The organism is Synechococcus sp. CS-1329 (assembly GCF_025128055.1).
Classification (GTDB): Bacteria; Cyanobacteriota; Cyanobacteriia; order PCC-6307; family Cyanobiaceae; genus Regnicoccus_A.
In genome coordinates, this window is sequence record NZ_JAHLYS010000040.1 from 1 (window position 1) to 20,795 (window position 20,795).

At 68.9% G+C, this 20,795-nt stretch carries 22 protein-coding genes, 1 tRNA gene and 1 pseudogene; 18 read left to right on the forward strand and 6 right to left on the reverse strand.

Going from position 1 to position 20,795, the window contains the following annotated elements:
• The 4 genes and pseudogenes from KQ304_RS10040 to KQ304_RS10055 form a co-directional block, all read left to right on the forward strand.
• Positions 1 to 98 (forward strand): annotated as a pseudogene (locus KQ304_RS10040) (phycocyanin subunit alpha); the annotation flags it as partial.
• A gap of 116 nt (positions 99 to 214) precedes the next feature.
• Positions 215 to 1,072: a HEAT repeat domain-containing protein gene (locus KQ304_RS10045; RefSeq protein WP_259736963.1), complete on the forward strand. Its 858-nt coding sequence runs from the start codon at positions 215 to 217 to the stop codon at positions 1,070 to 1,072.
• Between the two features lie 7 nt (positions 1,073 to 1,079).
• Positions 1,080 to 1,748: a HEAT repeat domain-containing protein gene (locus KQ304_RS10050; protein WP_259736964.1), complete on the forward strand. Its 669-nt coding sequence runs from the start codon at positions 1,080 to 1,082 to the stop codon at positions 1,746 to 1,748.
• On the forward strand, positions 1,748 to 2,230 hold the full coding sequence (locus KQ304_RS10055; protein WP_259736965.1) for a low molecular weight protein-tyrosine-phosphatase: 483 nt from the start codon (positions 1,748 to 1,750) through the stop codon (positions 2,228 to 2,230). Before KQ304_RS10050 ends, KQ304_RS10055 begins: the two co-directional genes overlap by 1 nt.
• Positions 2,231 to 2,286: 56 nt before the next feature.
• Here KQ304_RS10055 and KQ304_RS10060 read toward each other — a convergent pair whose 3' ends face one another.
• A complete protein-coding gene (locus KQ304_RS10060; RefSeq protein ID WP_259736966.1) occupies positions 2,287 to 3,879 on the reverse strand; it encodes a bifunctional pantoate--beta-alanine ligase/(d)CMP kinase in 1,593 nt (530 codons plus the stop codon).
• A 77-nt stretch (positions 3,880 to 3,956) separates the two neighbouring features.
• Positions 3,957 to 4,514 carry a septal ring lytic transglycosylase RlpA family protein gene (locus KQ304_RS10065; RefSeq protein WP_259736967.1) on the reverse strand — a complete coding sequence of 186 codons (558 nt, stop codon included), beginning with the start codon at positions 4,512 to 4,514 and terminating at the stop codon, positions 3,957 to 3,959.
• A gap of 449 nt (positions 4,515 to 4,963) precedes the next feature.
• Here KQ304_RS10065 and purM point away from each other — a divergent pair, with 449 nt between their 5' ends.
• Positions 4,964 to 5,998, forward strand: a complete 1,035-nt coding sequence (gene purM / locus KQ304_RS10070) for a phosphoribosylformylglycinamidine cyclo-ligase (protein WP_259736968.1) — start codon at positions 4,964 to 4,966, stop codon at positions 5,996 to 5,998.
• A gap of 90 nt (positions 5,999 to 6,088) precedes the next feature.
• Complete coding sequence (locus tag KQ304_RS10075) at positions 6,089 to 6,763, forward strand: hypothetical protein (RefSeq protein WP_259736969.1); 675 nt, start codon at positions 6,089 to 6,091, stop codon at positions 6,761 to 6,763.
• A 32-nt stretch (positions 6,764 to 6,795) separates the two neighbouring features.
• On the opposite strand, the gene KQ304_RS10080 is transcribed toward KQ304_RS10075, so the two are convergent.
• Complete coding sequence (locus KQ304_RS10080) at positions 6,796 to 7,770, reverse strand: aldo/keto reductase (protein WP_259736970.1); 975 nt, start codon at positions 7,768 to 7,770, stop codon at positions 6,796 to 6,798.
• A gap of 40 nt (positions 7,771 to 7,810) precedes the next feature.
• Here KQ304_RS10080 and KQ304_RS10085 point away from each other — a divergent pair, with 40 nt between their 5' ends.
• Together KQ304_RS10085 and KQ304_RS10090 are read left to right on the forward strand one after the other, a co-directional pair.
• Positions 7,811 to 7,987, forward strand: a complete 177-nt coding sequence (locus KQ304_RS10085; protein ID WP_259736971.1) for a hypothetical protein — start codon at positions 7,811 to 7,813, stop codon at positions 7,985 to 7,987.
• Between the two features lie 155 nt (positions 7,988 to 8,142).
• On the forward strand, positions 8,143 to 8,613 hold the full coding sequence (locus tag KQ304_RS10090) for a hypothetical protein (RefSeq protein ID WP_259736972.1): 471 nt from the start codon (positions 8,143 to 8,145) through the stop codon (positions 8,611 to 8,613).
• A 39-nt stretch (positions 8,614 to 8,652) separates the two neighbouring features.
• Here the strand turns inward: KQ304_RS10090 and KQ304_RS10095 are convergent.
• Positions 8,653 to 8,723 (reverse strand) — tRNA-Cys (locus KQ304_RS10095).
• Positions 8,724 to 8,822: 99 nt separating this feature from the next.
• On the opposite strand from KQ304_RS10095, the gene KQ304_RS10100 reads away from it, so the two are divergent.
• Together KQ304_RS10100 and KQ304_RS10105 are read left to right on the forward strand one after the other, a co-directional pair.
• Positions 8,823 to 10,010, forward strand: a complete 1,188-nt coding sequence (locus KQ304_RS10100; RefSeq protein ID WP_259736973.1) for a lipid-A-disaccharide synthase-related protein — start codon at positions 8,823 to 8,825, stop codon at positions 10,008 to 10,010.
• A 31-nt stretch (positions 10,011 to 10,041) separates the two neighbouring features.
• A complete protein-coding gene (locus KQ304_RS10105; protein WP_259736974.1) occupies positions 10,042 to 10,299 on the forward strand; it encodes a hypothetical protein in 258 nt (85 codons plus the stop codon).
• Between the two features lie 14 nt (positions 10,300 to 10,313).
• Here the strand turns inward: KQ304_RS10105 and KQ304_RS10110 are convergent, their stop codons facing one another.
• Positions 10,314 to 10,976, reverse strand: coding sequence for a ribonuclease D (locus tag KQ304_RS10110; protein ID WP_259736975.1), 663 nt, complete (start codon positions 10,974 to 10,976; stop codon positions 10,314 to 10,316).
• Positions 10,977 to 11,059: 83 nt separating this feature from the next.
• On the opposite strand from KQ304_RS10110, the gene KQ304_RS10115 reads away from it, so the two are divergent.
• Together KQ304_RS10115 and KQ304_RS10120 are read left to right on the forward strand one after the other, a co-directional pair.
• Entirely contained in the window at positions 11,060 to 11,614 is a 555-nt protein-coding gene (locus tag KQ304_RS10115) for a cofactor assembly of complex C subunit B (RefSeq protein WP_259737067.1), read from the forward strand.
• Positions 11,615 to 11,625: 11 nt separating this feature from the next.
• On the forward strand, positions 11,626 to 12,447 hold the full coding sequence (locus tag KQ304_RS10120; protein WP_259736976.1) for a dehydrogenase: 822 nt from the start codon (positions 11,626 to 11,628) through the stop codon (positions 12,445 to 12,447).
• 11 nt (positions 12,448 to 12,458) lie between these two features.
• Here the strand turns inward: KQ304_RS10120 and hemF are convergent, their stop codons facing one another.
• Positions 12,459 to 13,484, reverse strand: a complete 1,026-nt coding sequence (gene hemF / locus KQ304_RS10125; RefSeq protein ID WP_259737068.1) for an oxygen-dependent coproporphyrinogen oxidase — start codon at positions 13,482 to 13,484, stop codon at positions 12,459 to 12,461.
• Between the two features lie 192 nt (positions 13,485 to 13,676).
• On the opposite strand from hemF, the gene KQ304_RS10130 reads away from it, so the two are divergent.
• The 6 genes from KQ304_RS10130 (at position 13,677) to gshA (ending at position 20,795) form a co-directional block, all read left to right on the forward strand.
• Entirely contained in the window at positions 13,677 to 14,783 is a 1,107-nt protein-coding gene (locus KQ304_RS10130; RefSeq protein ID WP_259736977.1) for an Mrp/NBP35 family ATP-binding protein, read from the forward strand.
• A 5-nt stretch (positions 14,784 to 14,788) separates the two neighbouring features.
• Complete coding sequence (rodA, locus tag KQ304_RS10135) at positions 14,789 to 16,063, forward strand: rod shape-determining protein RodA (RefSeq protein ID WP_259736978.1); 1,275 nt, start codon at positions 14,789 to 14,791, stop codon at positions 16,061 to 16,063.
• Entirely contained in the window at positions 16,015 to 17,448 is a 1,434-nt protein-coding gene (locus KQ304_RS10140) for a sensor histidine kinase (protein ID WP_399229100.1), read from the forward strand. The genes rodA and KQ304_RS10140 overlap by 49 nt, the downstream gene beginning before the upstream one ends.
• Before the next feature lie 116 nt (positions 17,449 to 17,564).
• Positions 17,565 to 17,996, forward strand: a complete 432-nt coding sequence (locus tag KQ304_RS10145; protein ID WP_259736979.1) for a photosystem I reaction center subunit II PsaD — start codon at positions 17,565 to 17,567, stop codon at positions 17,994 to 17,996.
• 130 nt (positions 17,997 to 18,126) lie between these two features.
• Positions 18,127 to 19,650 (forward strand): anthranilate synthase component I family protein, encoded by a 1,524-nt coding sequence (locus KQ304_RS10150; RefSeq protein ID WP_259736980.1) that lies wholly within the window; start codon positions 18,127 to 18,129, stop codon positions 19,648 to 19,650.
• The gene (gene gshA / locus KQ304_RS10155) at positions 19,647 to 20,795 is read left to right on the forward strand and encodes a glutamate--cysteine ligase (protein ID WP_259736981.1); all 1,149 of its coding nucleotides are present in this window, start codon (positions 19,647 to 19,649) and stop codon (positions 20,793 to 20,795) included. Before KQ304_RS10150 ends, gshA begins: the two co-directional genes overlap by 4 nt.

The window sequence follows — 20,795 nt, forward strand, 5'->3', positions numbered from 1 at the left end:
AGGCCCTGAACTACATCAAGGCCAACCACGGCATCTCCGGCGACCCCGGCGTCATCGCCAACAACTACATCGACTACGCCATCAACGCCCTCGTCTGATTTCCGCCTCGCGGTTCTCAACAGCGTTCCTGACGGCTTCGTCACACGTCTCACACCTCAAGGAGGCCTTCTGGCCTCCTTTTTTCTTTCTGGCTTTCTTCCATCACGCCACGGCCATGGTCGTTGCCCCTGAAACCATCGATCCATCCCCTGCCGCCGGAGCCCCGATCGACGAGGCCGAGGCCCTGAGGCGCCTGCGCCAGAGTGAAGACCTCTCCGCCCAGTACTACGCGGCCTGGTGGCTGGGGCGTATGCGCTGCAGCAACCCGGAAGCCATTGCCTTGCTCTGTCACGCCCTGAGCCAGCGTCAGCCACGCCAGGCCGAGGCTGGTGTGGAGCACAACGCGGTGGCCCGCAATGCGGCCCGCGCCCTGGGCAAGTTGGGCCAACCCGGCGCCATTCCCCACCTGCTGCAGGCCCTCGCTGATCCCGACGATGGCCTGCGCGAAGCCGCAGCCCGCTCCCTGGGGGAACTGGGCGCGAGCGAAGCCCTGGAGCCCCTCTGCGCCAGGCTGGCCTCAGGTCCCGGCGTGGCCGGTGCCGCCCAGCTGGAGAGCAGCCGCCTGCAGGAGCCCTGTGAGGCCATGTTGGAGGCCCTCGGAGCACTGGGGAACAGCGAGTCGCGGGTGCTGGCCGTGATCGAACCATTCGTGGACCACGAGCGCCCCCTGATCCGCAGTGCCGCCTGCCGGGCCCTCTTGCAACTCACCGGCGACAGCCGCTGGGGGGAGCAGTTGCTGGCCCTGCTGGACCATCCCCAGCTCCAAGTGCGTCGTGCTGCCCTGATGGATCTGGGTGCCGCCGGCTGGCGACCGGCACTGGAGCCGATCCGACGCACCCTGGCGGAGAACAGTCTCAAATTGATGGCCCTGCGAGGGCTGGTGGAGAATGGAGATCCTGCTCAGGCCGGCGTTGCCACCCGGCTTGACGACGACACCACCGCCCTGCTGGCGGTGATGGACGACCTGCTCTGAGCACGCCATGCCCTCCCCCACCCCTGCAGCGACCGAGCCCACCGAGCTGATCGAGGCCCTGCGTGAGGCCGACAGCTCCATGGGCCTGCTGCTGGCCACCCGCCGTCTGGCCGAGGCCTGTCACCCCGGGGCAGCCACCAGCCTGGTGGAGGTGCTGGGATTCAACAATCCTGGTGCCGCCGTGGCGGCCGTCGACGGCCTGATTGCTTTGGGCGAGCAGGCGGTGGAGCCGCTGCTGGCCAATCTCGATGGCCACAACTACGGCGCCAGGGCCTGGGCCGTGCGCGCCCTGGCCGGTATCGGAGATGTGCGCGGCCTTGAGCTGCTCGAGAGCGCCCTGGCCTGTGACATCGGGCCCAGCGTGCGCCGCGCCGCCGCCAGAGGCCTGGGTCAGCTGCAGCTGAGTGCCCTGTCCCAGAGCGAGCAGGCCAGGGTTCGCCAGCGCTGCCTTGAAGCCTTGCTGGCCGGGGCCGGTGATGGCGAATGGGTGGTGCGCTACGCCGTGGCCACGGGCCTGGAGCAACTGCTGCTCGGCATGGAGAAGACCGACGGGGCACAGACAGAAGGGCTGGGGGCCCTGCAAGCGTTCGCCGGCGACCCCGGTGACGACACCCCTGTGGTGCGACTGCGGGCCGAACTGGCCCTGGAACGCCTTGCCGATCAGGCGCGGAACTGATGGAGCGCTCCCGCCTGCTGTTCGTCTGCCTGGGCAACATCTGCCGCTCACCCGCCGCCGAAGGGGTTTTTCTTCACCAGCTGCAGCAAAGGGGTCTGGAGCAATCCTTCCGTGTTGATTCAGCCGGCACAGGGTCCTGGCATACCGGCCAGCCGGCCGATGCCCGCATGCGCGCTGCGGCAGCAGGGCGTGGCATCCACCTGCCCAGCCGAGCCCGCCAGATCGTGGCCGCCGATCTCGACGGCTTCGATCACATCCTGACCATGGATGACGACAACCTAATGGCCGTTCAGGCCATGGGCCGTGGCCGTGAAACGAAGGCCCAGATCAGGCCGATCACCCAGCACTGCCGCAGACAGCGGGTCCGTGAGGTGCCCGATCCTTATTACGGCGGTACCGAGGGCTTCGAGCGGGTGCTGGATCTGCTCGAAGACGCCTGCACGGGGCTGCTCGAGGATCTGCTGGCCAGCCACAACAGCTAGCTTCCCCAGACCAGACCCGGCCCGGCCAACGATGCAGCGGGCAGGACCCAGAGCGCTCAGGCGTCTGCGCCACCCTCCGGCGCTGGCCAGGCCTCTTCGGGAATGCGCTCACGGAACAGATCCACCAGGGTGGTGATCACCTCCTCGATGGCGAGGCCATCGGTGATCAGTTCCACCGCATCCTCAGCCTGAAGCAGGGGGGCCACCTCACGGCTGGAATCCTGACGGTCGCGCTCGGCGATCAGTGCCTCCAACTCCACCAGGGGAGGTACGGCGAACCCCCGCTGCTCCAGGTCGTGGGCACGGCGGCGGGCCCGCTCCGCCGCCGTGGCGGTGAGGAACACCTTGAGATCCGCATCCGGGAACACGGCGGTGCCGATATCGCGGCCCTCCGCCACCAGCCGACCTCGGGCGCCGAGGGCCCGCTGCTGCTGGGTGAGCGCCTCGCGCACGCAGGCATGGGCGGCCACCTGCGACACCTGGGCCGTGACATCGGGATGGCGAATGGCCTGGCTCACGTCGTGGCCGTTGACGCTCACCTGCTGCTCACCGCTGGCCTCCAGGTCAAGGCTGAGCTCCAGCCCCGCCAGCAGGGGCGCCACCTCCGTCGCCACAGCAGGATTGGCCCCATGGCGCAGCACCCACCAGGTCACAGCCCGGTACATCGCTCCGGTGTCGAGGTAGATCAGGCCCAGGCGACGGGCCAGGACCCGGGTGACCGTGCTCTTGCCGGCCCCGGCAGGGCCATCGATGGCGACGATCGGAGGACGGTTCATGAGCACAAGGTGATCAATGAGGCGGCTGGGGCCGCAGCGGATGGCGGCCGCCAGCAGCCTTGGCCCCTGGGGTGGGGCGGAAGAGTCCAGGGGGCGCAGCCGCCGGGCTTCCAGCATCTCCACATACTCCACCGCCAGACCGCCCTGCTCCAGCTCGGCCCGAACCAACTGCTCCAGGCGGGCGGGATCCCGCTCACCGCTCTGCCAGGCCCGCCGCCCCTGGGCCAGGGCAGCGGGCAGGCGTGCCGCCTGGGCGCGCTGCTGCTCTGAGAGATAGCGGTTGCGGGAGCTGGCCGCCAGACCATCGCTCTCCCTCCAGGTGGCACATCCCTGGACCCGCAGCGGCAGAGCCAGATCCGCCACGATCCGGCGCACGATCACCAGTTGCTGCCAGTCCTTCTCGCCAAGCAGCAAACGATCAGGCTGCACCAGAGCCAGAAGCCGGGCCACCACCGTGGCCACCCCTTCGAAATGGCCCAGCCGGCTGCGGGCGCAGAGCACCTGGAGCAGAGCGGGCGGGGGCAGCACCCGCGTCAGTTCAGCCTCACCACCGGGGAACATCTCGCCAACGCTCGGGCTGAACAGGGCCCCAGCCCCTGCCGCGGCCGCCAGAGCGCCATCCGCCAGGGGGTCGCGCGGGTAGCGCTCAAAGTCTTCCCCAGGACCGAACTGGAGCGGATTGACGAACACGCTCACCAGCACCCGCGGCAGCGGTCCTGAGGGGGAGAGGGGGGCGGCAGCCCGCTCGATCAGGTGGCGATGGCCCTGGTGCAGGGCGCCCATGGTGGGAACGAAGTGCAGGGCTGCCGCCGGATCCCCAGGGGCGGACCTGCACCAGCGCCGCAACTCATCACAGGTCTGCAGCAGCTGCATGGAAGCGCCAAACAAAAGCCCATCCGGCAATCTGCCGGATGGGCCACTCAAGGGGATGGATGGAAGGCCTTGAGGGGCTACTGGACCACTTCCAGGCGCACCTGCGCCACACCACTGGCCACCAGGCCGAGGTTATGGGCCGCACCATGGGCCAGGTCGATGATGCGGTTGCCGTGGAAGGGGCCGCGGTCGTTGATGCGCACGATGGCGCTGCGCCCGTTCCAGAGATTCGTGACTTTCACCTTCGTGCCGAAGGGGAGGGTGCGGTGGGCCGCCGTCATGGTGCCGGGGCGGAAGACTTCGCCGTTGGCGGTGCGATTGCCAAAGAACCCGGGGCCGTACCAGCTGGCTTCACCGGTGCCGGCCAGCTTGAAAGTGCGAGGGGTTGGTGCCGGCGCGGTGGGAGCGGTAGGCGCTTTCAGCGCCGGAGCCTCGCTCTCCTGCTGGCGAATGGCCACAGGCTGGGCCGGCTGAATTGGCTCAGATGACTCCAGGGCAGGGACTTCAGAAGCCGGACGGGCCATGGCCACGCGGGATTCTGACTCCGAAAGGATCGAGCTGGCCAGCACGGGAACGGCAACGCCGCTGCCAGTGAGCAGGAGGGCGAGTGCGCCCAGGGGGAAAGTGCGACGCATAACAGTCGAAACCCACCACGGATCAGCAACGTCTTCGGATTCTTCGAACAGAAGGATCGTTACTTGATGGTTCGCGCTGACGATTGGAAGAGCTGAAAGCGCGAAATCCGTGAAGGAGTCCTTGATAAAAAATGACGACCCAGGAAACTTACCGGAAGTCTGAGGAAATCGGAGGCGCAGGATGGACGGAAGAATTGATCAGGACGAGTGATCTATGGCGAGATCGCTGACAGCCACAGCCCAGAGAACCACCAGAACTCCTGATATTGATCAGCGACGCCAATCAGGCTCATCAGCAGAGCTGATCAAATCCTGTGCCAATTGAACGGCCGGCCCCGTCACCGTCTTCGCCGGGGAGAGCGGCCAGCGAACCCGATGGCGAACGACCCCGGGTTCGCTGGCATCGGAGGATCGGTGGTGATGAGGATCTGCCCAGCAGGAGCAATGCCATGGATTACCGAACGGCCGGAGTGGATGTGGCCGCCGGCAGGGCCTTCGTCGAGCGAATCCGCGCCAGTGTCGAGAGCACGCGCCGACCTGAGGTGCTGGGTGGCCTGGGGGGGTTCGGTGGGCTCTGCCGGTTGCCCGCCGGGTTGCGGAGTCCGTTGCTGGTGGCCGGCAGCGACGGGGTCGGCACCAAGTTGGAGCTGGCCCAGGCCCATGGGCGCCACCACGCCGTGGGCCTTGACCTGGTGGCGATGTGCGTCAACGACGTGATCACCAGCGGGGCCGAGCCCCTTTTCTTCCTCGACTACATCGCCACCGGCAAGCTCGCGCCCGAGGCCATGGCCTTGGTGGTGGAAGGCATCGCCGACGGCTGCCGCCAGAGCGGCTGCGCCCTGTTGGGGGGCGAGACAGCGGAAATGCCGGGCTTCTATGCGCCCGGCCGCTACGACCTGGCCGGCTTCTGCGTGGCTGTGGTGGAGGAGGACGAGCTGATCGATGGCCGACAGGTGCAAGCCGGCGACCGCATCCTGGCTGTGGCCAGCAGCGGTGTTCACAGCAATGGCTTCAGCCTGGTGAGGCGGATCCTTGCCGGGAGCAACACCACCGAGAGAACGTCCCTGGAGGGGGATGGCCGGCCGGTGATCGAAGCGCTGCTGGAGCCCACCCGCCTCTATGGCGACCTGGTGAAAGCCTTGCGCCAACATCTGGTTCCCCTGCATGCGATGGCCCACATCACTGGCGGCGGGTTACCTGAGAACCTGCCCCGCTGCCTGCCGGACGGAACCCATGGCCGGATCGAAGCCGGCAGCTGGGAGCGGCCCGAGCTCTTCCGTTGGCTCCAGGACAACGGTGAGGTGCCGGAGGCCGACCTATGGAACACCTTCAACCTGGGGGTCGGCTTCTGTCTGGTGGTGCCGGAGCCTGCGGTCTCCAGGGCTCTGGAGGTGTGCGGGCAGCTGGGCCATCGGGCCTGGCCCCTGGGCGTGGTGGAGGCCGGTGGCCACGGCGCCCAGCCCCTGGTGGGTTTGCCGTACTGACCGCCCCTTGGCCGTCCCTGGCAGATTGCAGCGGGCTCCGTCCGCCCTGGATCGGCGGCGACGCACCCGGAAATTCATACGTCACTAACCATGCACAGCCCCAGCACCCGCATCACCCGACGGCGCAGCTCAGCGGGGCCCCAGCCGGCAGCACCACCACGGCGGCTGATCGTTCCAGCCCAGGGGCGCAGCATCAGTCGACCCACCTATCTCACCCTGCGCGATCACGGCAAGGTGTTCGTGGCCGACCTGCCCCGCCTCTCCGAGGGCCAGCTCTCGCGGGTGGCCACCGAGGCGCAGGAGGTGCTGGAGAGCCTCAATCGGCGCCTGGAGGAGCTGGACCAGCTCCCCGCCCTCCAGCCGGCTGAGCAGGAGACCCAGATCAGGGCCAGCACCAAGAGGGGTGTCACCGAGCGCTTCCTGCAGGCCATCGAGGACGAGCAGAGCGAACGCCGCAACAACCCGGCCCTGCTCGCTGCGGCGGGGGAGTCGCTGGCGAGGGCCTTCCTGGAACTCTCCCGCCACCGCCTGCCTGGAGCCACGTTCGACTCCCTGCTGCAGGAGGCCCTCAGTGCCTGCGGTGAACACGGCTCCGCCGCCCAGAGCGATGACCCTGAGTCCATAGACCAGACCGGGTCGAGCGGCACCCAGGGCGGCGGAGCAGCTCCGCCGCTGAAAAACCTCCCTACCCCCAGGCCAGCCGCCCTGCCCGTGGTCCTCTCTCCTGACCCCACGGACTCCTCTGCAGCGGTGGAATCCGCCTGATCCTCCAGCGGGTCTGAGGCTTCAGCCCCGCCTCAGTCACTGAGGAAGGGGTTGGCAGGCATCCTCACCGGCAGGTCCAGCGCCCGACGGTCGAGGGCAAGGCGCTCCTGCTCGTTCATCTGCCAGGCCAGGGCCGCCGCCGCCGAATCGGCCTGTTCAGGGCTGCGCAGACCGGGGATCGGCATGGCCCCATGGGCACGGCACCAGTTCAGGGCCACCTCGCTCACCTGGGCGCCATGGCCGGCCGCGATCTCCCGCATCAGGGCCAGCAGCGGCTCGATCTTCGGCCGCAGCCGCCGGAACAGCAGCCCCCGCGGCCCCGGGGGGACGTCGGTGCCGCCGCCGGTCCGGGCTCGGTCGACGAGCAGACCCAGGGCCAGGGGGCTGTAGGCGATCAGATCCACCCCCAGCTCCCGGCAGCAGGCCCCCAGTTCACCGCCGGTCACCGCCTCAGGAGCCAGCAGCGACACCTGCACCTGAAGACTGGCCAGGTGCACCCCTCGCTGAGCCAGCCGCTGCTGCACCTGCCTCAGGCGCCTGGGCCCCATGTTCGAGACCCCCAGGCTTTCCGCCTCGCCGGCCGCCACGAGATCAGCCAACCCCTCCAGCAGGGGTCCCTCCTGCCAGGGGGCATAACGGGCGGTGCTCCAGTGCAGCTGCACCCGATCGAGGCGACCGCCCAGCCGCTGACGGGAGGCCTCAAAGGCCCGGTGGTAGCCCCGGCGGCCCAGGCGCCAGGGGAAAGGGGCCAGTTTGGTGGCCACACACAGCTGGTCCCGCTGCTGGGGGGGCAGCGCCTGCAGGAAGCGACCAAGCAGCAGTTCGCTGCGGCCGGTGAAGCGGCCGGTGCCGTAGGAGTCGGCCGTGTCGAAGAAGCGAAGACCCAGGGCCACCGCCCGTTGGAACGTGGCCTCAAGGGCCGCGTCATGGAGATCGGGCCTGTAACCCCAGAGGAACTGATTGCCCCAGGCCCAGGTGCCCACGCCGATCGAGACGGACTGCGCCATGGAATCTCCGGCCTGCGAGCGACCTCGCCATGATCGGAGCATGACGTCACCGCCCCCCAGGATCCAGTTGCCAGCGTCTGGAGCGAGCCCGGCAGCAGCGACGCAGCAGGACCTGCCGCCACAGCCCAGCGAAGCGGTGCTCTGCAACCACTGCGGCCGCACCGCCAGCAACGGCATCAGCTGTCAGGGCTACTGCGTGGCCGATTCGGACTACTGACCCTGCTCCCGGCCGTGGCTGCCGGGGCCAGGCGGTTTCAGAATGGATGATCTGCGCGTGGTTTCTCCTTGACCGTTTGCACCAGGCCCAACCGATTCAAGAGCTCCCCTGGCAGCGGGTCAGGCCCTGGTGCCAGGGGGCTGCTGCTGGCCGGAGTGCTGCTCACTCTGGTCCTTCCCGGAGCAGGGCTGCGGGCGCAGGAGAAACCCTCAAGCGACTTCGGCCGGGTGCAACGGTCCACACGCAGCTGCGAACGCAACCTGGCTGAGGCCAGCCCGGGCCCCTGCTCGGAGTTGCGCTTTGAGCAGAACCAGCAGGGACTGCTGACCATCCGTTTCGTCGGCCCCGGCAGCGGCGAAATCACCACCAACCTGGTCACCTTTGTCGGGGTTGTCAAAGGGGGGGCTGCAGGGATGCGCTGCAGCGAAGGTCGCTGCCGCCTGGAGGGTCCCCTCAGCACCGAAATCAGCAGCGTGAGTGAACTGAGCTACGACCAGCGGGGGCTGCCCACGAGCCTGCCCAACGCCTGGCCGGCCGATGGCACCTGCAGGGTGGAGAAAAATGACGTGCGCTGCGAAGCCAGGGCGCTCACAGGCGAGCGCTGGGCAGCCAGCGCCGAGCTGTGAAGAAGCCCTCCGGCCAACCGCCGGCAGGAGAAAAATCAGAGGCGGCACCCAGATTCGAACTGGGGGTAAAGGATTTGCAATCCTCTGCCTTACCACTTGGCCATGCCGCCTTTCCGGAGGCGAACCCCCGTGCTGCGGATCGTATCAGCCGTCCACGACAGCCCCGACTCCTGCTGCTCAGCAACGGCCATGGGGAGGATCTGATCGGTTTGCGCGTCCTCCAGGCCCTGCATCAGCGGCGCCCACAGCTGCAGGTTGATGTGTTGCCGCTGGTGGGGGAGGGGGAGACCTTCCGCCAGGCGGAGCAGGAGGGCTGGCTGCAGCGGGTGGGACCCCGCCAGCGGCTGCCCAGCGGCGGCTTCAGCAACCAGAGCCTCCTCGCGCTGCTGCGTGACCTGGGGGCAGGGCTGGGCGGCCTGAGCTGGGGCCAGTGGCAGCTGGTGCGCCGCTGGGGGGCTGGCGGCGCGTCGATTCTGGCGGTGGGGGATCTGCTGCCACTGCTGCTGGCCTGGGCCAGTGGCGCGCCCTACGGCTTCATCGGCACGCCCAAGAGTGATTACACCTGGCGGAGCGGGCCCAGCCGCGACCCCGTCGCCGACGGCTACCACCGCTGCAAGGGCAGCGAATGGGATCCGTGGGAATGGGCCCTGATGGCCGATCGCCGCGCCCGACTGGTGGCGGTGCGCGACGGCCTCACCGCTCGGGGGCTGAGGCGACGGGGGGTGGCGGCGCTGGCACCGGGCAACCCGATGATGGACGCATTGGATCGCTTGCCGCTGCCCCTGTCGCTGGGGGGGCGGCGGCGAATCGTGCTGCTCTGCGGCAGCCGCCTGCCCGAAGCCCTCGGCAATGCCCGCCGCCTGCTGGCATCCCTGGCCTGCGCGCCGCCCAGGGACGCGCAGGTGGTGCTCTGCCCCACCGGCTCCCGCCCCAGTCGGCACGACCTGGAGCCGATCCTGCGCGCCCAGGGCTACCGCGAGGTGACCCTGCCGGGAGGTTGTGGCGGCAGCTCCGCCTGGCAGTGCCAGCAACGGCTGCTGCTGCTGGGCCCTGGCTGCTTCGAGCGCTGGGCCGGCTGGGGGGAGGTGGGTCTGGCCACCGCCGGCACCGCCACCGAGCAACTGGTGGGCCTCGGAGTGCCTGTGCTCTCGCTGCCGGGGCCGGGCCCGCAGTTCAAGCGGGGGTTCGCCCGGCGCCAGAGCCGGCTGCTGGGCGGTGCGGTCCAGCCCTGCGCCTCCGGGCAGGAGCTGGCCCTCGAACTGGAGAGGCTGCTCGGGGACGCCCAGCGGCGCCGGCACCTGGGAGCCATCGGCCGGCAACGCATGGGGGAAGCCGGCGGCAGCGAGCGCCTGGCGGAGCTGGTGGACCGTGAGTTGCTGGCCCAGCCCCAGGGATGATGGGCTCTCATCTCACCCAGGCCCATCCCCGATGCCAGCACCGATCGACCGGGCCTACGCCACCGTCACCGGTCAGCTGGCCACCCTGCTGGGGGTGAGCATTGCCGCGGCCCGGCGCCGGGTCGACCAGCAGGCGGCCCGGGAGGGAACCCGGGCCCAGGGCGAGCGCATCACCATCGCCGAGCGCATGATTCAGGAGGCCCAGACAGGGTCCAGGGCCCAGGGTCAGCTGCTGGATGCACTGCTGGTGGCCGAAGACGACGAAAGCGGCTTCATGGTCGAGGACTGATCGCCTGGGAGCCCTCAGCGCGACTGGGAGGAGTGCTCGAACACCGAGCCGAAGCGGCTGCGGTCGAGCTCGGCGAACACCGGCAGACAGGCGAAGCAACGGCGGGCCAGATCCAGTCGCTCCTCCCGCTCAAGGATGGCGGCCAGGGCCTGGCGAGCGGCCAGCAGGTAGCGCACGTCGTTGGCCGCATAGATCAGCTGGGCCTCGCCCAGATCCTCCGCCCGTCCCCAGTCGCTGCTCTGCGACTGCTTGTCCAGTTCCACCCCCACCAACTCCTGCACCACCTCCTTGAGGCCGTGGCGGGAGCTGTAGGTACGGGCCAGTCGACTGGCCACCTTGGTGCAGAACAGGGGCGCCACGGCAATGCCGAGGCCTTCCCCCAGGGCCGCCAGATCGAAGCGGGCGAAGTGGAACACCTTCTCGATCGCCGCGCTCTCCATCAGCTGGCGCAGGCGGGGAGCCTCCTGCTGGCCCCGGGCGATGCGGATGCAGCAGACATTGTCGAGATGGTCGGCGATCTGCACCAGGCACAAGCGGTCGCGGCCATGGATCAGCCCCATGGCTTCGGTGTCCACCGCCAGAGCCGGGGCCTGAGCCAGCAGGCTCAGCCATTCGGCGTCGAGATCCCCCTCAAACACGGCGAAGCGATGGGGGGTGGAGGCGAGGGCCGAAGGCATGGGCGGGGGAGCAACCAACGCCATCGTGCCGAAAGGGGGAGAATGGAGCGCTTCCGCCTTGGATCGCCCGCGTGCCATCGCTCCTGTCCCCAGCCCTGGGCTCCACCCTTCTGCTCACCCTGCTGATGACCATCGGCCTGGTGTTCTTTCTGCGCGCCGCCAGCAAGGACCGCACCACGGTGGTGGATGTGCAGTCGCCGCGACCGGCGCTGGAGGTGCTCGACGGCCTCAGCCAGTGGCTGAGGCAACGGGGCTGGCAGGCAGAGGACGGGGATCCCGAACGGCGGGTGCTGCGCTTCCGCGGCCAGGTGGGAGCCAGCAGCACCTTGGCACTCCTGCTCTCGCTGCTGGGAACGGTCGGGGCAGCCTGCCTGGGCCTCGTGCTGCGCCAGCTGCTGCCGCCGCTGGGCTGGTGGCCACTGCTGCTGGCCCTGATCGGTCCCCTGGCGGGGCTGGTCTACCGGCGGCGGGCCGCGCGCCAGGAACTGGTGGAATTGCGCCTGATCAGCGACGACGACGCTCCCCTCAGCCAGCTGCGGCTGCGGGCCCACCGCGATGAACTGATTGCCCTGGAACTGGAACTGGGCCCCCGGCTGCAGCTGGCCAGTGACGGCACGCTGCTGAGCTCCCCCATCTGAATCCCCGGACCATGGCGCTCCATTCCCAACCTGCATCCCCTCTTCGGCTCCAGGCGCGGACGCGCCATCTGGGCAGGGGCCTGCTGCTGGGCCTCGGCCTGGCGCTGGTGCTGGGCAGCGCCGCCGAAGCCCCGGCCATGCTCGCCGTCGATCCGCTCACCGGGCCGCGCGCTCCCCTGAACAAAGACTGGATCGGCCGCCGATTACTGGCGACCGGCACACCGATCCTGGTGATGGCCGGCCACGCCGATTCCCAGGGCATGGCCGGATCAGGCACCAGCGGTGAAGCGGTGGATCTCTTTGGCGCCCCCCCGATGCTGAACGGCATCCGTGATGAGCTCTATTGGAATCTGCTCACCGCGGAGCGGGTGGTGACCCTGGGGCGCCAGCGCGGGCTGCCGATCAGCCTCTATGTGCCGCCCCTGCGCAGCATCGCCGATGGGGACGACCCCCGCACCAACTGGAGTGTGGGCAAGGAGCATGTGCGCCGGGGGGGCTACGCCCTGGAGATCCACTACGACGCCTACGGACCCGATGGCTTCGGCTCCGGTCTGATTCCGCCGCTGCACAGGTCGCCCAGCCTGCTCGATGAAAGCCTGGCCGCCGCCTTCGGGGCCTTTCCCTTTCAGTTCCGGGGCGGGCTGGGGGCACCCCGCCGGGGCATCGCCATTCTCGAGATCGGCAAGCTGGAGAGCCCGCTGGAATCGGCCCTGAGGGATCCCGGCAGCCGGGATGCAGCGCTCAACGCCATCGCCGAGCGGGTGGTGACCGCCCTCGAGCAGGGCATCAGCACGGAGCAACGGAGGGAGCCAATGAGGCGTCCCCAGAGCTAGCCGCGGCTGGTTCAGTCGAACGCTTCCCGGGCGCGGCAGAGCTCTTCCAGGGCGGCATCTCCGCGCCAGTCCTGGGGCTTGGTGAACACCTCGGTGACCAGCGCTTCGCGACTGCCGGGCTCGGGGCCGTAGCCATACTCCCAGCGCACCAGCGGTGGCAGCGACATCAGGATCGACTCGGTGCGTCCGTTGGTCTGCAGGCCGAAGATCGTGCCGCGATCGAACACCAGATTGAACTCCACGTAGCGGCCTCGGCGGTAGAGCTGGAACTGACGCTCCCGATCCCCATAGGCCGTGCCATGGCGCTTCTCCACGATCGGCACATAGCTCGGCAGAAAGGCGTTGCCGCAGGCGCTGGCCAGCTGGAACAACTGCTCCCAGCTGCGGGGAGCGGCTCCAAGGGACGCCGCCGCGGCCGCCGCAGGTCCGCTGGGATCCTGACCCTTGTAGAGCACTCCGGCGGGATCCTGGTAGTCGTAGAAGATGCCGCCCACACCACGGGTTTCGCCGCGATGCTTCAGGAAGAAGTATTCATCGCACCAGGGCTTGAAAACGGGGTACAGGCTGGGATCAACGCTGTCACAGGCCCCCTGCAGGCTGCCATGAAAGTGACGGGCATCCGCCAGGAAGGGGTAGTAGGGGGTGAGGTCGGCGCCACCACCGAACCACCAGACCGGACCCGCCTCGAAATAGCGGTAATTGAGGTGCACCGTGGGCACATAGGGATTGCGGGGGTGGAGCACCATTGAGGTGCCGGTGGCGAACCAGCGCTGGCCGGCGGCCTCAGGCCGCTGGCTGAGGATCGAGGGGGGCAGCTGATCGCCCTCCACCTCGGAGAAATTCACCCCGCCCTGCTCAAAGATCCGGCCGGCCTTCATCACCCGCGAGCGACCGCCACCCCCCTCCGGGCGCTCCCAGCTCTCCTCCTCGAACTCCCCTTCCCCATCAAGGGTCTGCAGGCCGGCGCAGATGCTGTCCTGCAGACCCATTAGCAGGGCGCGGGCGCGAGCGCGGGAATCGGCCGGTGGATGCTCCATGGGCCGGGCACCTCCCTGGCCCTGTTCTGCATCGGCCACGCCCGGCTGTCCCTGCTCCACCACTGATCACCACGCCCCGCCGGACGTTCGAAACCACTCCACCATTCCAGCCCGCCGAGCCGGGGCACAACCCTTCGAGAGCCTCTGTCATGGGGCGGCCCCTAGGATCAGCCCTGATGCCGGCACCCACGGATGGCCACCGCTGAACAGGCCCTCGCCGCCCTTGAGCCCCTCTGCGACGCGGGCACCGGCCGCAGTCTGCTGGAACTGGGCTGGATCCAGCAGGTGCGTCCCCAGGGGAGCCGCGTGGTCTTCAGCCTGGCTCTGCCGGGCTACGCCACCAGCCAGCGGGAGCGGATCGCCGCCGAAGCGCGTGAGGCGCTGATGGCGATCGAAAGCATCGAAGATGTGCAGATCGAAGTGGCCCAGCCCGGCGCGGGCGGACGGCCCGAGGGCTCACCGATCGGCGGCGCCGGCCATGGTCCCGGCGGTGGTGGCAACCTGCCCGAGCGCCAGGGCATTCCCGGTGTGGCCCGGATCATCGCCGTGAGCAGCGGCAAGGGCGGCGTGGGCAAGAGCACCGTGGCCGTGAACCTGGCCTGTGCCCTGGCCCAGAGCGGCCTGCGGGTGGGACTGCTCGACGCCGACATCTATGGACCGAACGCCCCGACCATGCTGGGTGTGGCCGACCGCACGCCAGAGGTGCGCGGCAGCGGCAATGAGCAGGTGCTGGTGCCGATCGAAACCTGCGGCATCGGCATGGTGTCGATGGGGCTGCTGATCCAGGAGAACCAACCGGTGGTGTGGCGGGGGCCGATGCTCAACGGCATCATCCGCCAGTTCCTCTATCAGGCCGACTGGGGCGAGCGCGACGTGCTGGTGGTGGACCTGCCTCCCGGCACCGGCGATGCCCAGCTCACCCTGGCCCAGGCGGTGCCGATGGCCGGCGTGGTGATCGTGACCACCCCCCAGCGGGTGTCCCTGCAGGATGCCCGCCGCGGCCTGGCGATGTTCCTGCAGATGGGGGTGCAGGTGCTGGGTGTGGTCGAGAACATGAGCACCTTCATCCCCCCCGACCGGCCTGAAGCCCGTTACGCCATCTTCGGCAGTGGTGGTGGGGCCACCCTGGCCGCCGAAGCCGACGTGCCCCTGCTGGCCGAGCTGCCCCTGGAGATGGCCGTGATGGATGGGGGCGACCAGGGGCAGCCTGTGGTGATCTCCCGGCCCGAATCGGCCACAGCCCGGGCCTTCCAGACCCTGGCCCAGCGGGTCATCAGCCTCAGCCTCACCGCCGCCTGATCACGATGGCTTTGCTGGGCAGCCGGCGCAGCATGTTCTCAGCGGCGCGGCCGGCCCGGCGACGACTGCTGGAGGGGGTGGATCTGCTGCTCTGGGGCATTCCCCTGGCGATGGTGGCGGTGGCCGGCATCCTGATTGCCAGCACCCAGCGCCAGGCCCCCTACGCGGTCTGGTATCAGCACTGGGTCACGGCAGCGGTGGGCCTGGGCCTCGCCCTGGTGCTGGCCCGGATCCCCCTGGAGCGCTACCAGCCGTTCCGCTGGCTGATCTACGCAGCCATGGTGGCCAGCCTGGTGGCGGTGCGGGTGGTGGGGGTCAGCGCGCTGGGCGCCCAGAGCTGGATCAACATCGCCGGCTTCAACGTGCAACCCTCGGAGTTCGCCAAGGTGGCGGCGATCCTGCTGCTGGCCGGTGTGCTGACCCGCCATCCGGTGGAGCGGCCGGTGGACCTGATCCGGCCGGTGGCCATGATCAGCGTGCCCTGGCTGCTGGTGTTCGTGCAGCCGGATCTGGGCACCTCACTGGTGTTCGGAGCGGTGCTGCTGGTGATGATGTTCTGGTCGGGAATGCCAGGGGCCTGGCTGCTGCTGCTGCTCTCGCCCCTGTTCACCGCCATCCTGGCGGGCACCATCCCCTGGGTTCTGGTGGCCTGGGTGCCGGCGATGGGGGTGCTGGCCTGGCGCTCCCTGCCCTGGAAAGCCCTGGCGGCCTCCGTCACCCTGACGATTCAGGGGGTGTTCGCCCTGGGAACACCCTGGCTCTGGGCCCACGGCCTCAAGGAGCACCAGCGGGCTCGGCTGACCATGTTTCTCGATCCATCCCACGATCCCCTGGGAGGCGGCTATCACCTATTGCAGAGCATGGTGGGGATCGGCTCGGGCGGGCTCTGGGGCACCGGACTGATGCAGGGCCATCTCACCCTGTTGCGCTTCATTCCCGAGCAGCACACGGATTTCATCTTCAGTGCCCTGGGGGAGGAAACCGGCTTCATCGGCTCCACCCTGGTGGTGGTGGGCTTCCTGCTGCTGATGTGGCGTCTGCTCCAGATCGCCGGGCGGGCCCGCAGCGATTACGAGTCCCTGGTGGTAGTGGGGATCGGCGCGATGCTGATGTTTCAGGTGGTGGTGAACATCAACATGACCATCGGACTGGGTCCGATCACCGGCATTCCCCTGCCTTGGCTGAGCTATGGCCGCTCGGCGATGCTCGTCAATTTCATCTCCCTGGGGATGTGCGCTTCGGTGTCGCGCCATGGCCGCCCGCCCCAGCGGCGATGGTGAGCCTGGCCGCCCTGCGGGTGCGGCTGGCCCAGGGGGTACCAGCGGGCCACAGCGACGACGACACCGCCAGGCGGCAGTGGTGGGCAGCCCTGGCCACCCTCCAGGATGATTTTTTGCCGTCCCTGCAACCGCTGCGGGGAGTCTGGCTGGCCTCACCGCTGCCGGCGCTCTACGAGCCGGAGCTGCTGGAGGCCCTGCAGGGCTGGGTCTGGGCTCCAGCGCAGATCGCCGGTGACCTCAGCCGCACGGGCCCGCTGCTGCCTGGAGTGAGCCCGGCCGGCAGAGCCGATGCCCCTGGCCGCACCGGCCCCTATGAACGTCTGGTTCTCGAACCCGCCGACGGCACCGACCCCCTGCTGGTGCTGATCACCCCCAAGCTGCAGCTGGCCATGGCCCTGGAGGGCCCACCACAGCAGCGGCAGCTGCTGCTGCGCTTCGACCCCACCACCCTCTCGGAAACGCTGGCCCTGGTGGATCAGCGGCTGCGGACCACCGCTCCCGAAGCCGCCCTGCGCTTGCGCCAGGCCCTGCAGGCGCTCGGTCCCCTGCGCAGCGAGGAGAGCATGGCGCTGCAGTTCTGGCCAAGGCTGGCGGAGCGACTGGCGGCGATGGCCCCGAGCCTGACCCTCCAGCCCCTGGTTCAGGACCGGGTGGACGGCCGCAGCGAGAGCAGCGGCGAGCTGGCCCTGCTCGAGGCCCTCACCCACGAGGTGCGCACTCCCCTGGCCACGATCCGCACCCTGATTCGCTCCTTGCTGCGGCGAACTGATCTGCCAGCGGTGGTGCGTCAGCGGCTGGAGCAGATCGATGGGGAATGCAGCGAGCAGATCGACCGCTTCGGCCTGATCTTCCATGCGGCCGAGCTCCAGCGACAACCACCGTCCCGCCAGACCCTGGCCCGCACCGACCTGGCCCAGTTGCTGCAGGGTTTCGAAGAGCTGTGGCAACGGCAGCTGGGGCGCCGGGGGCTGAAGCTGCAGCTGGAGATCAGCGCCCATCTGCCGCCGGTGCTGAGCGATCCGAGCCGGCTCGAGACGATGCTGGGTGGCCTGGTGGATCGCTTCATCCGCAGTCTGCCTTCGGGCAGCACGGTGCTGATCCGTCTGCAACCGGCAGGCTCACGGCTGAAGCTGCAACTGCGCTGCACCGACGCATCCGCAAGGGACGTGAGCCAATCGCCCTCCCCCGACGATGGCGCCGCCGCCGACGTGGGTCCGGTGCTGCGCTGGAATCCGCTCACGGGCAGCCTGCAGCTGAGCCGCCAGGCCACCCAGCGCCTGTTCCACAGCCTGGGAGGACGTTTCACCGAGCGGGCCGGCCAGGGGCTGACCGTGTTCTTTCCCGTGGCGGGCCTCAGCAGCGATACCGGCGGGGACGTTTGTTGACGGGTGTGAAGAGAGCTCTCCCCCCGGCAGGTCCCCCGAGATTGCAGTGCTAGCTTCCAGCCGACATGGTCCGCCGACTCACTGATGGGTCCGCCGACTCACCATCCCCAACAGCCATGACAGCAACGGCGCTGAGCGGTCAACTTCCCAAGTCCATCGGCAGCACGGGCGGTCTGCTCAACTCCGCCGAAACCGAGGAGAAGTACGCCATCACCTGGACCAGTGGCAAGGACCAGGTGTTTGAGCTTCCCACCGGTGGAGCTGCGGAGATGAACGAGGGCGAAAACATCATGTACTTCTCCCGCAAGGAGCAGTGCCTGGCCCTCGGCACCCAGCTGCGCACCAAGTTCAAGCCTCGTATCGAGGATTACAAGGTCTACCGCATCTTCCCCGGCGGCGATACCGAGTATCTGCACCCGAAAGATGGTGTTTTCCCCGAGAAAGTGAACGAAGGCCGTCCGATCGTGGGCCACAACCCCCGCAGCATCGGTCAGAACCCCGACCCTTCCACCCTCAAGTTCTCCGGGCGCAACACCTTCGACTCCTGAATCAGCTCCCGGGTCTGCCCCGGGAACCGGTCAGGACTCATTTGCGGAACTCCGCTGCAAGGTGTGAGTCCTCCAACCTTTAGAAAGGCGGGGCCGGGTGCCCCGTTTTTTTTGCCTGCCCGTTGCCGTGATGCCCTTCCCCGATCGCGACGCGTTCCTTGCCCAGGCGGCGGACGGCAGCACCTTCATCCCCCTCTGGAAGCGCTGGCCCGCTGATCTGGAAACCCCCCTCACCACCTGGCTGAAGGTGGGGGCGGCCAGCGACCATGGCGTGCTGCTGGAATCTGTGGAGGGTGGCGAGCGGCTGGGGCGCTGGAGCTTCGTGGTGACCGACCCGGTCTGGACCCTCACGGTGCGCGGGGAGAACGGCGTGCAGAACTGGCGCGATGGCCGTCAGGCCCAGTTGAGGGGCAACCCCTTCGAGCTGCTCTCCGCCTGCCTGGCCTCGCTTCGGCCCAGTACCATCCCCGGCCTGCCGCCCCTGGGCCAACTGTTCGGCTTCTGGGGCTACGAGCTGATCCGCTGGATCGAGCCCAGCGTGCCCGTCCACCCCAGCGACCCCGGCGGCCCGCCTGACGGCTGCTGGATGCTGGCCGACAGCCTGCTGGTGTTCGATCAGGTGAAACGGCAGATCACGGCCGTGGCCTACGCCGACCTCAGCGGCGACGCCGATCCCCTGCAGGCCTACGACGAGGCCAGTGCGCGGATCCAGTCGCTGGAAGGACGCATGCACGGCCCTCTGCCAGCCGGCGTCAGCCCCCTGCACTGGGAAGCTGAGCCCACGCAGGAGCTGGACACCCGCAGCAACCGCAGCCAGGCCGACTTTGAGTCGGCGGTGATGGCCGCCCGGGAGCACATCGCCGCCGGTGACGTCTTCCAGCTGGTGCTCAGCCAGCGGCTCGAAACCCGCATCCAGCAGGATCCCTTCGAGCTCTACCGCAGCCTGCGGATGGTGAACCCATCCCCCTACATGGCCTTTTTCAACTTCGGCGGCTGGTACCTGATCGGCTCCAGCCCTGAGGTGATGGTCAAGGCCGAGCCGGTGACCGGAGGCATCCGGGCCTCCCTGCGCCCAATCGCCGGCACCCGCCCGCGCGGGGTGGATGAGGCCCACGACCTGGCCCTGGAACAGGACCTGCTGTCCGACCCCAAGGAGCGCGCCGAGCACGTGATGCTGGTGGATCTGGGTCGCAACGACCTCGGCCGGGTCTGCCGGCCGGGCACGGTCGAGGTGACGGAGCTGATGGTGGTGGAGCGCTACTCCCACGTGATGCACATCGTCAGTCAGGTGGAGGGCCTGCTCGATCCCGGCCGCGACGTCTGGGACCTGCTCAAGGCCTCCTTCCCTGCAGGTACGGTCAGCGGCGCCCCCAAGATCCGGGCCATGCAACTGATCCATCAGCACGAACCAGATGCCCGCGGCCCCTATTCCGGGGTGTACGGGGCGGTGGATCTTGCCGGTGCCCTCAACACCGCCATCACGATCCGCACCATGGTGGTGCTTCCCGACGGCGAAGGGGGCTGGCGGGTGCAGGTGCAGGCCGGTGCGGGCCTGGTGGCCGATTCACAGCCGGCCGCTGAGTATCAGGAAACACTCAACAAAGCCCGCGGTCTGCTCAAGGCCCTGGCCTGCCTGCAGGGGAGCGGCACATGAGCGATCGTCTGCTGCTCAAGGGCTTTGAGGTGGAATTGTTCACCGGCCGGGCCGACGGCACCGTGGTGGGGGTGGCGGAGCAAGCCGCAGCCGTGCTCGATGGGTTCGTCACCGAACCGGACCACCGCAACCTGGAGTACATCACTCCGCCGGATGCCGACTACGCCCGCCAGCTGGAGCTGCTGCTGGAGCCGAGGCGGCGTCTGCGCCGCTGGCTGGGCGAGCGCAGCTTGACCCTGTTGCCGGGCAGCACCCTCAGCCTGGGGGACAGCCAGCGCTTCGAGCGCTCCGACCCCTCGAACCCGTATCACGGCTACATCGAGACCACCTACGGCACCCGGGTGGTGACCGCCAGCGTGCACATCAACCTCGGGCTCACCGAGATGGGGGGCCTGTTCGCCGGCTGCCGGCTGTTGCGCTGCGAGGGCGCCCTGCTGCTGGCCCTCAGCGCCAGTTCACCCTTCCTCGACGGCCTCGCCACCGGCGCCCACTCCCAGCGCTGGCTGCAGTTCCCGCTCACCCCGCCCACGGTGCCGCTGTTTCTCGATCATCAGCACTACATCGCCTGGATGGAAGCCCAGCTGGCGGCCGGGTCCATGCGCAATGTCCGCCACCTCTGGACCTCCGTGCGGCCCAACGGAGAGGAGCGGCCCCACGACCTCAATCGGCTGGAGATCCGGATCTGTGACCTGATCAGCCATCCCCGCCAGCTTCTGGCCGTCACGGTGTTCGCGGAACTGCGCCTGCTGCAGCTTCTCCAAGACCCCCAGACCCACGATCCCCTGCACGCCAGCCGGCTGGGACCGGATCAGCTGGCCGAGCTGGCCGATCGCAACGACCGCGCCGCCGCCCGCCACAGCCTCAGGGCCACCCTCTGCGACTGGCGCACGGGGGAGGAGATCGAAGCCGCTGCCTGGATTCAGCGGGAGCTGGAGCAGATGGCGCCGCTCGCCGCCCAACTGGGCCTCAGCGCCTGGCTGGAGCCGCTCCACAGCATCCTGCGCCAGGGCAATGAGGCGATGCGCTGGCTGGAGCGTCACGACGCCGGAGTGCCGTTGAGCCAGATCCTGGCCGATGGAGCCACGGCCATGGCGCTGGCTGAAGTGGAACCGGCACCACGCAACACAGCGGCCTCCCACCCTTAG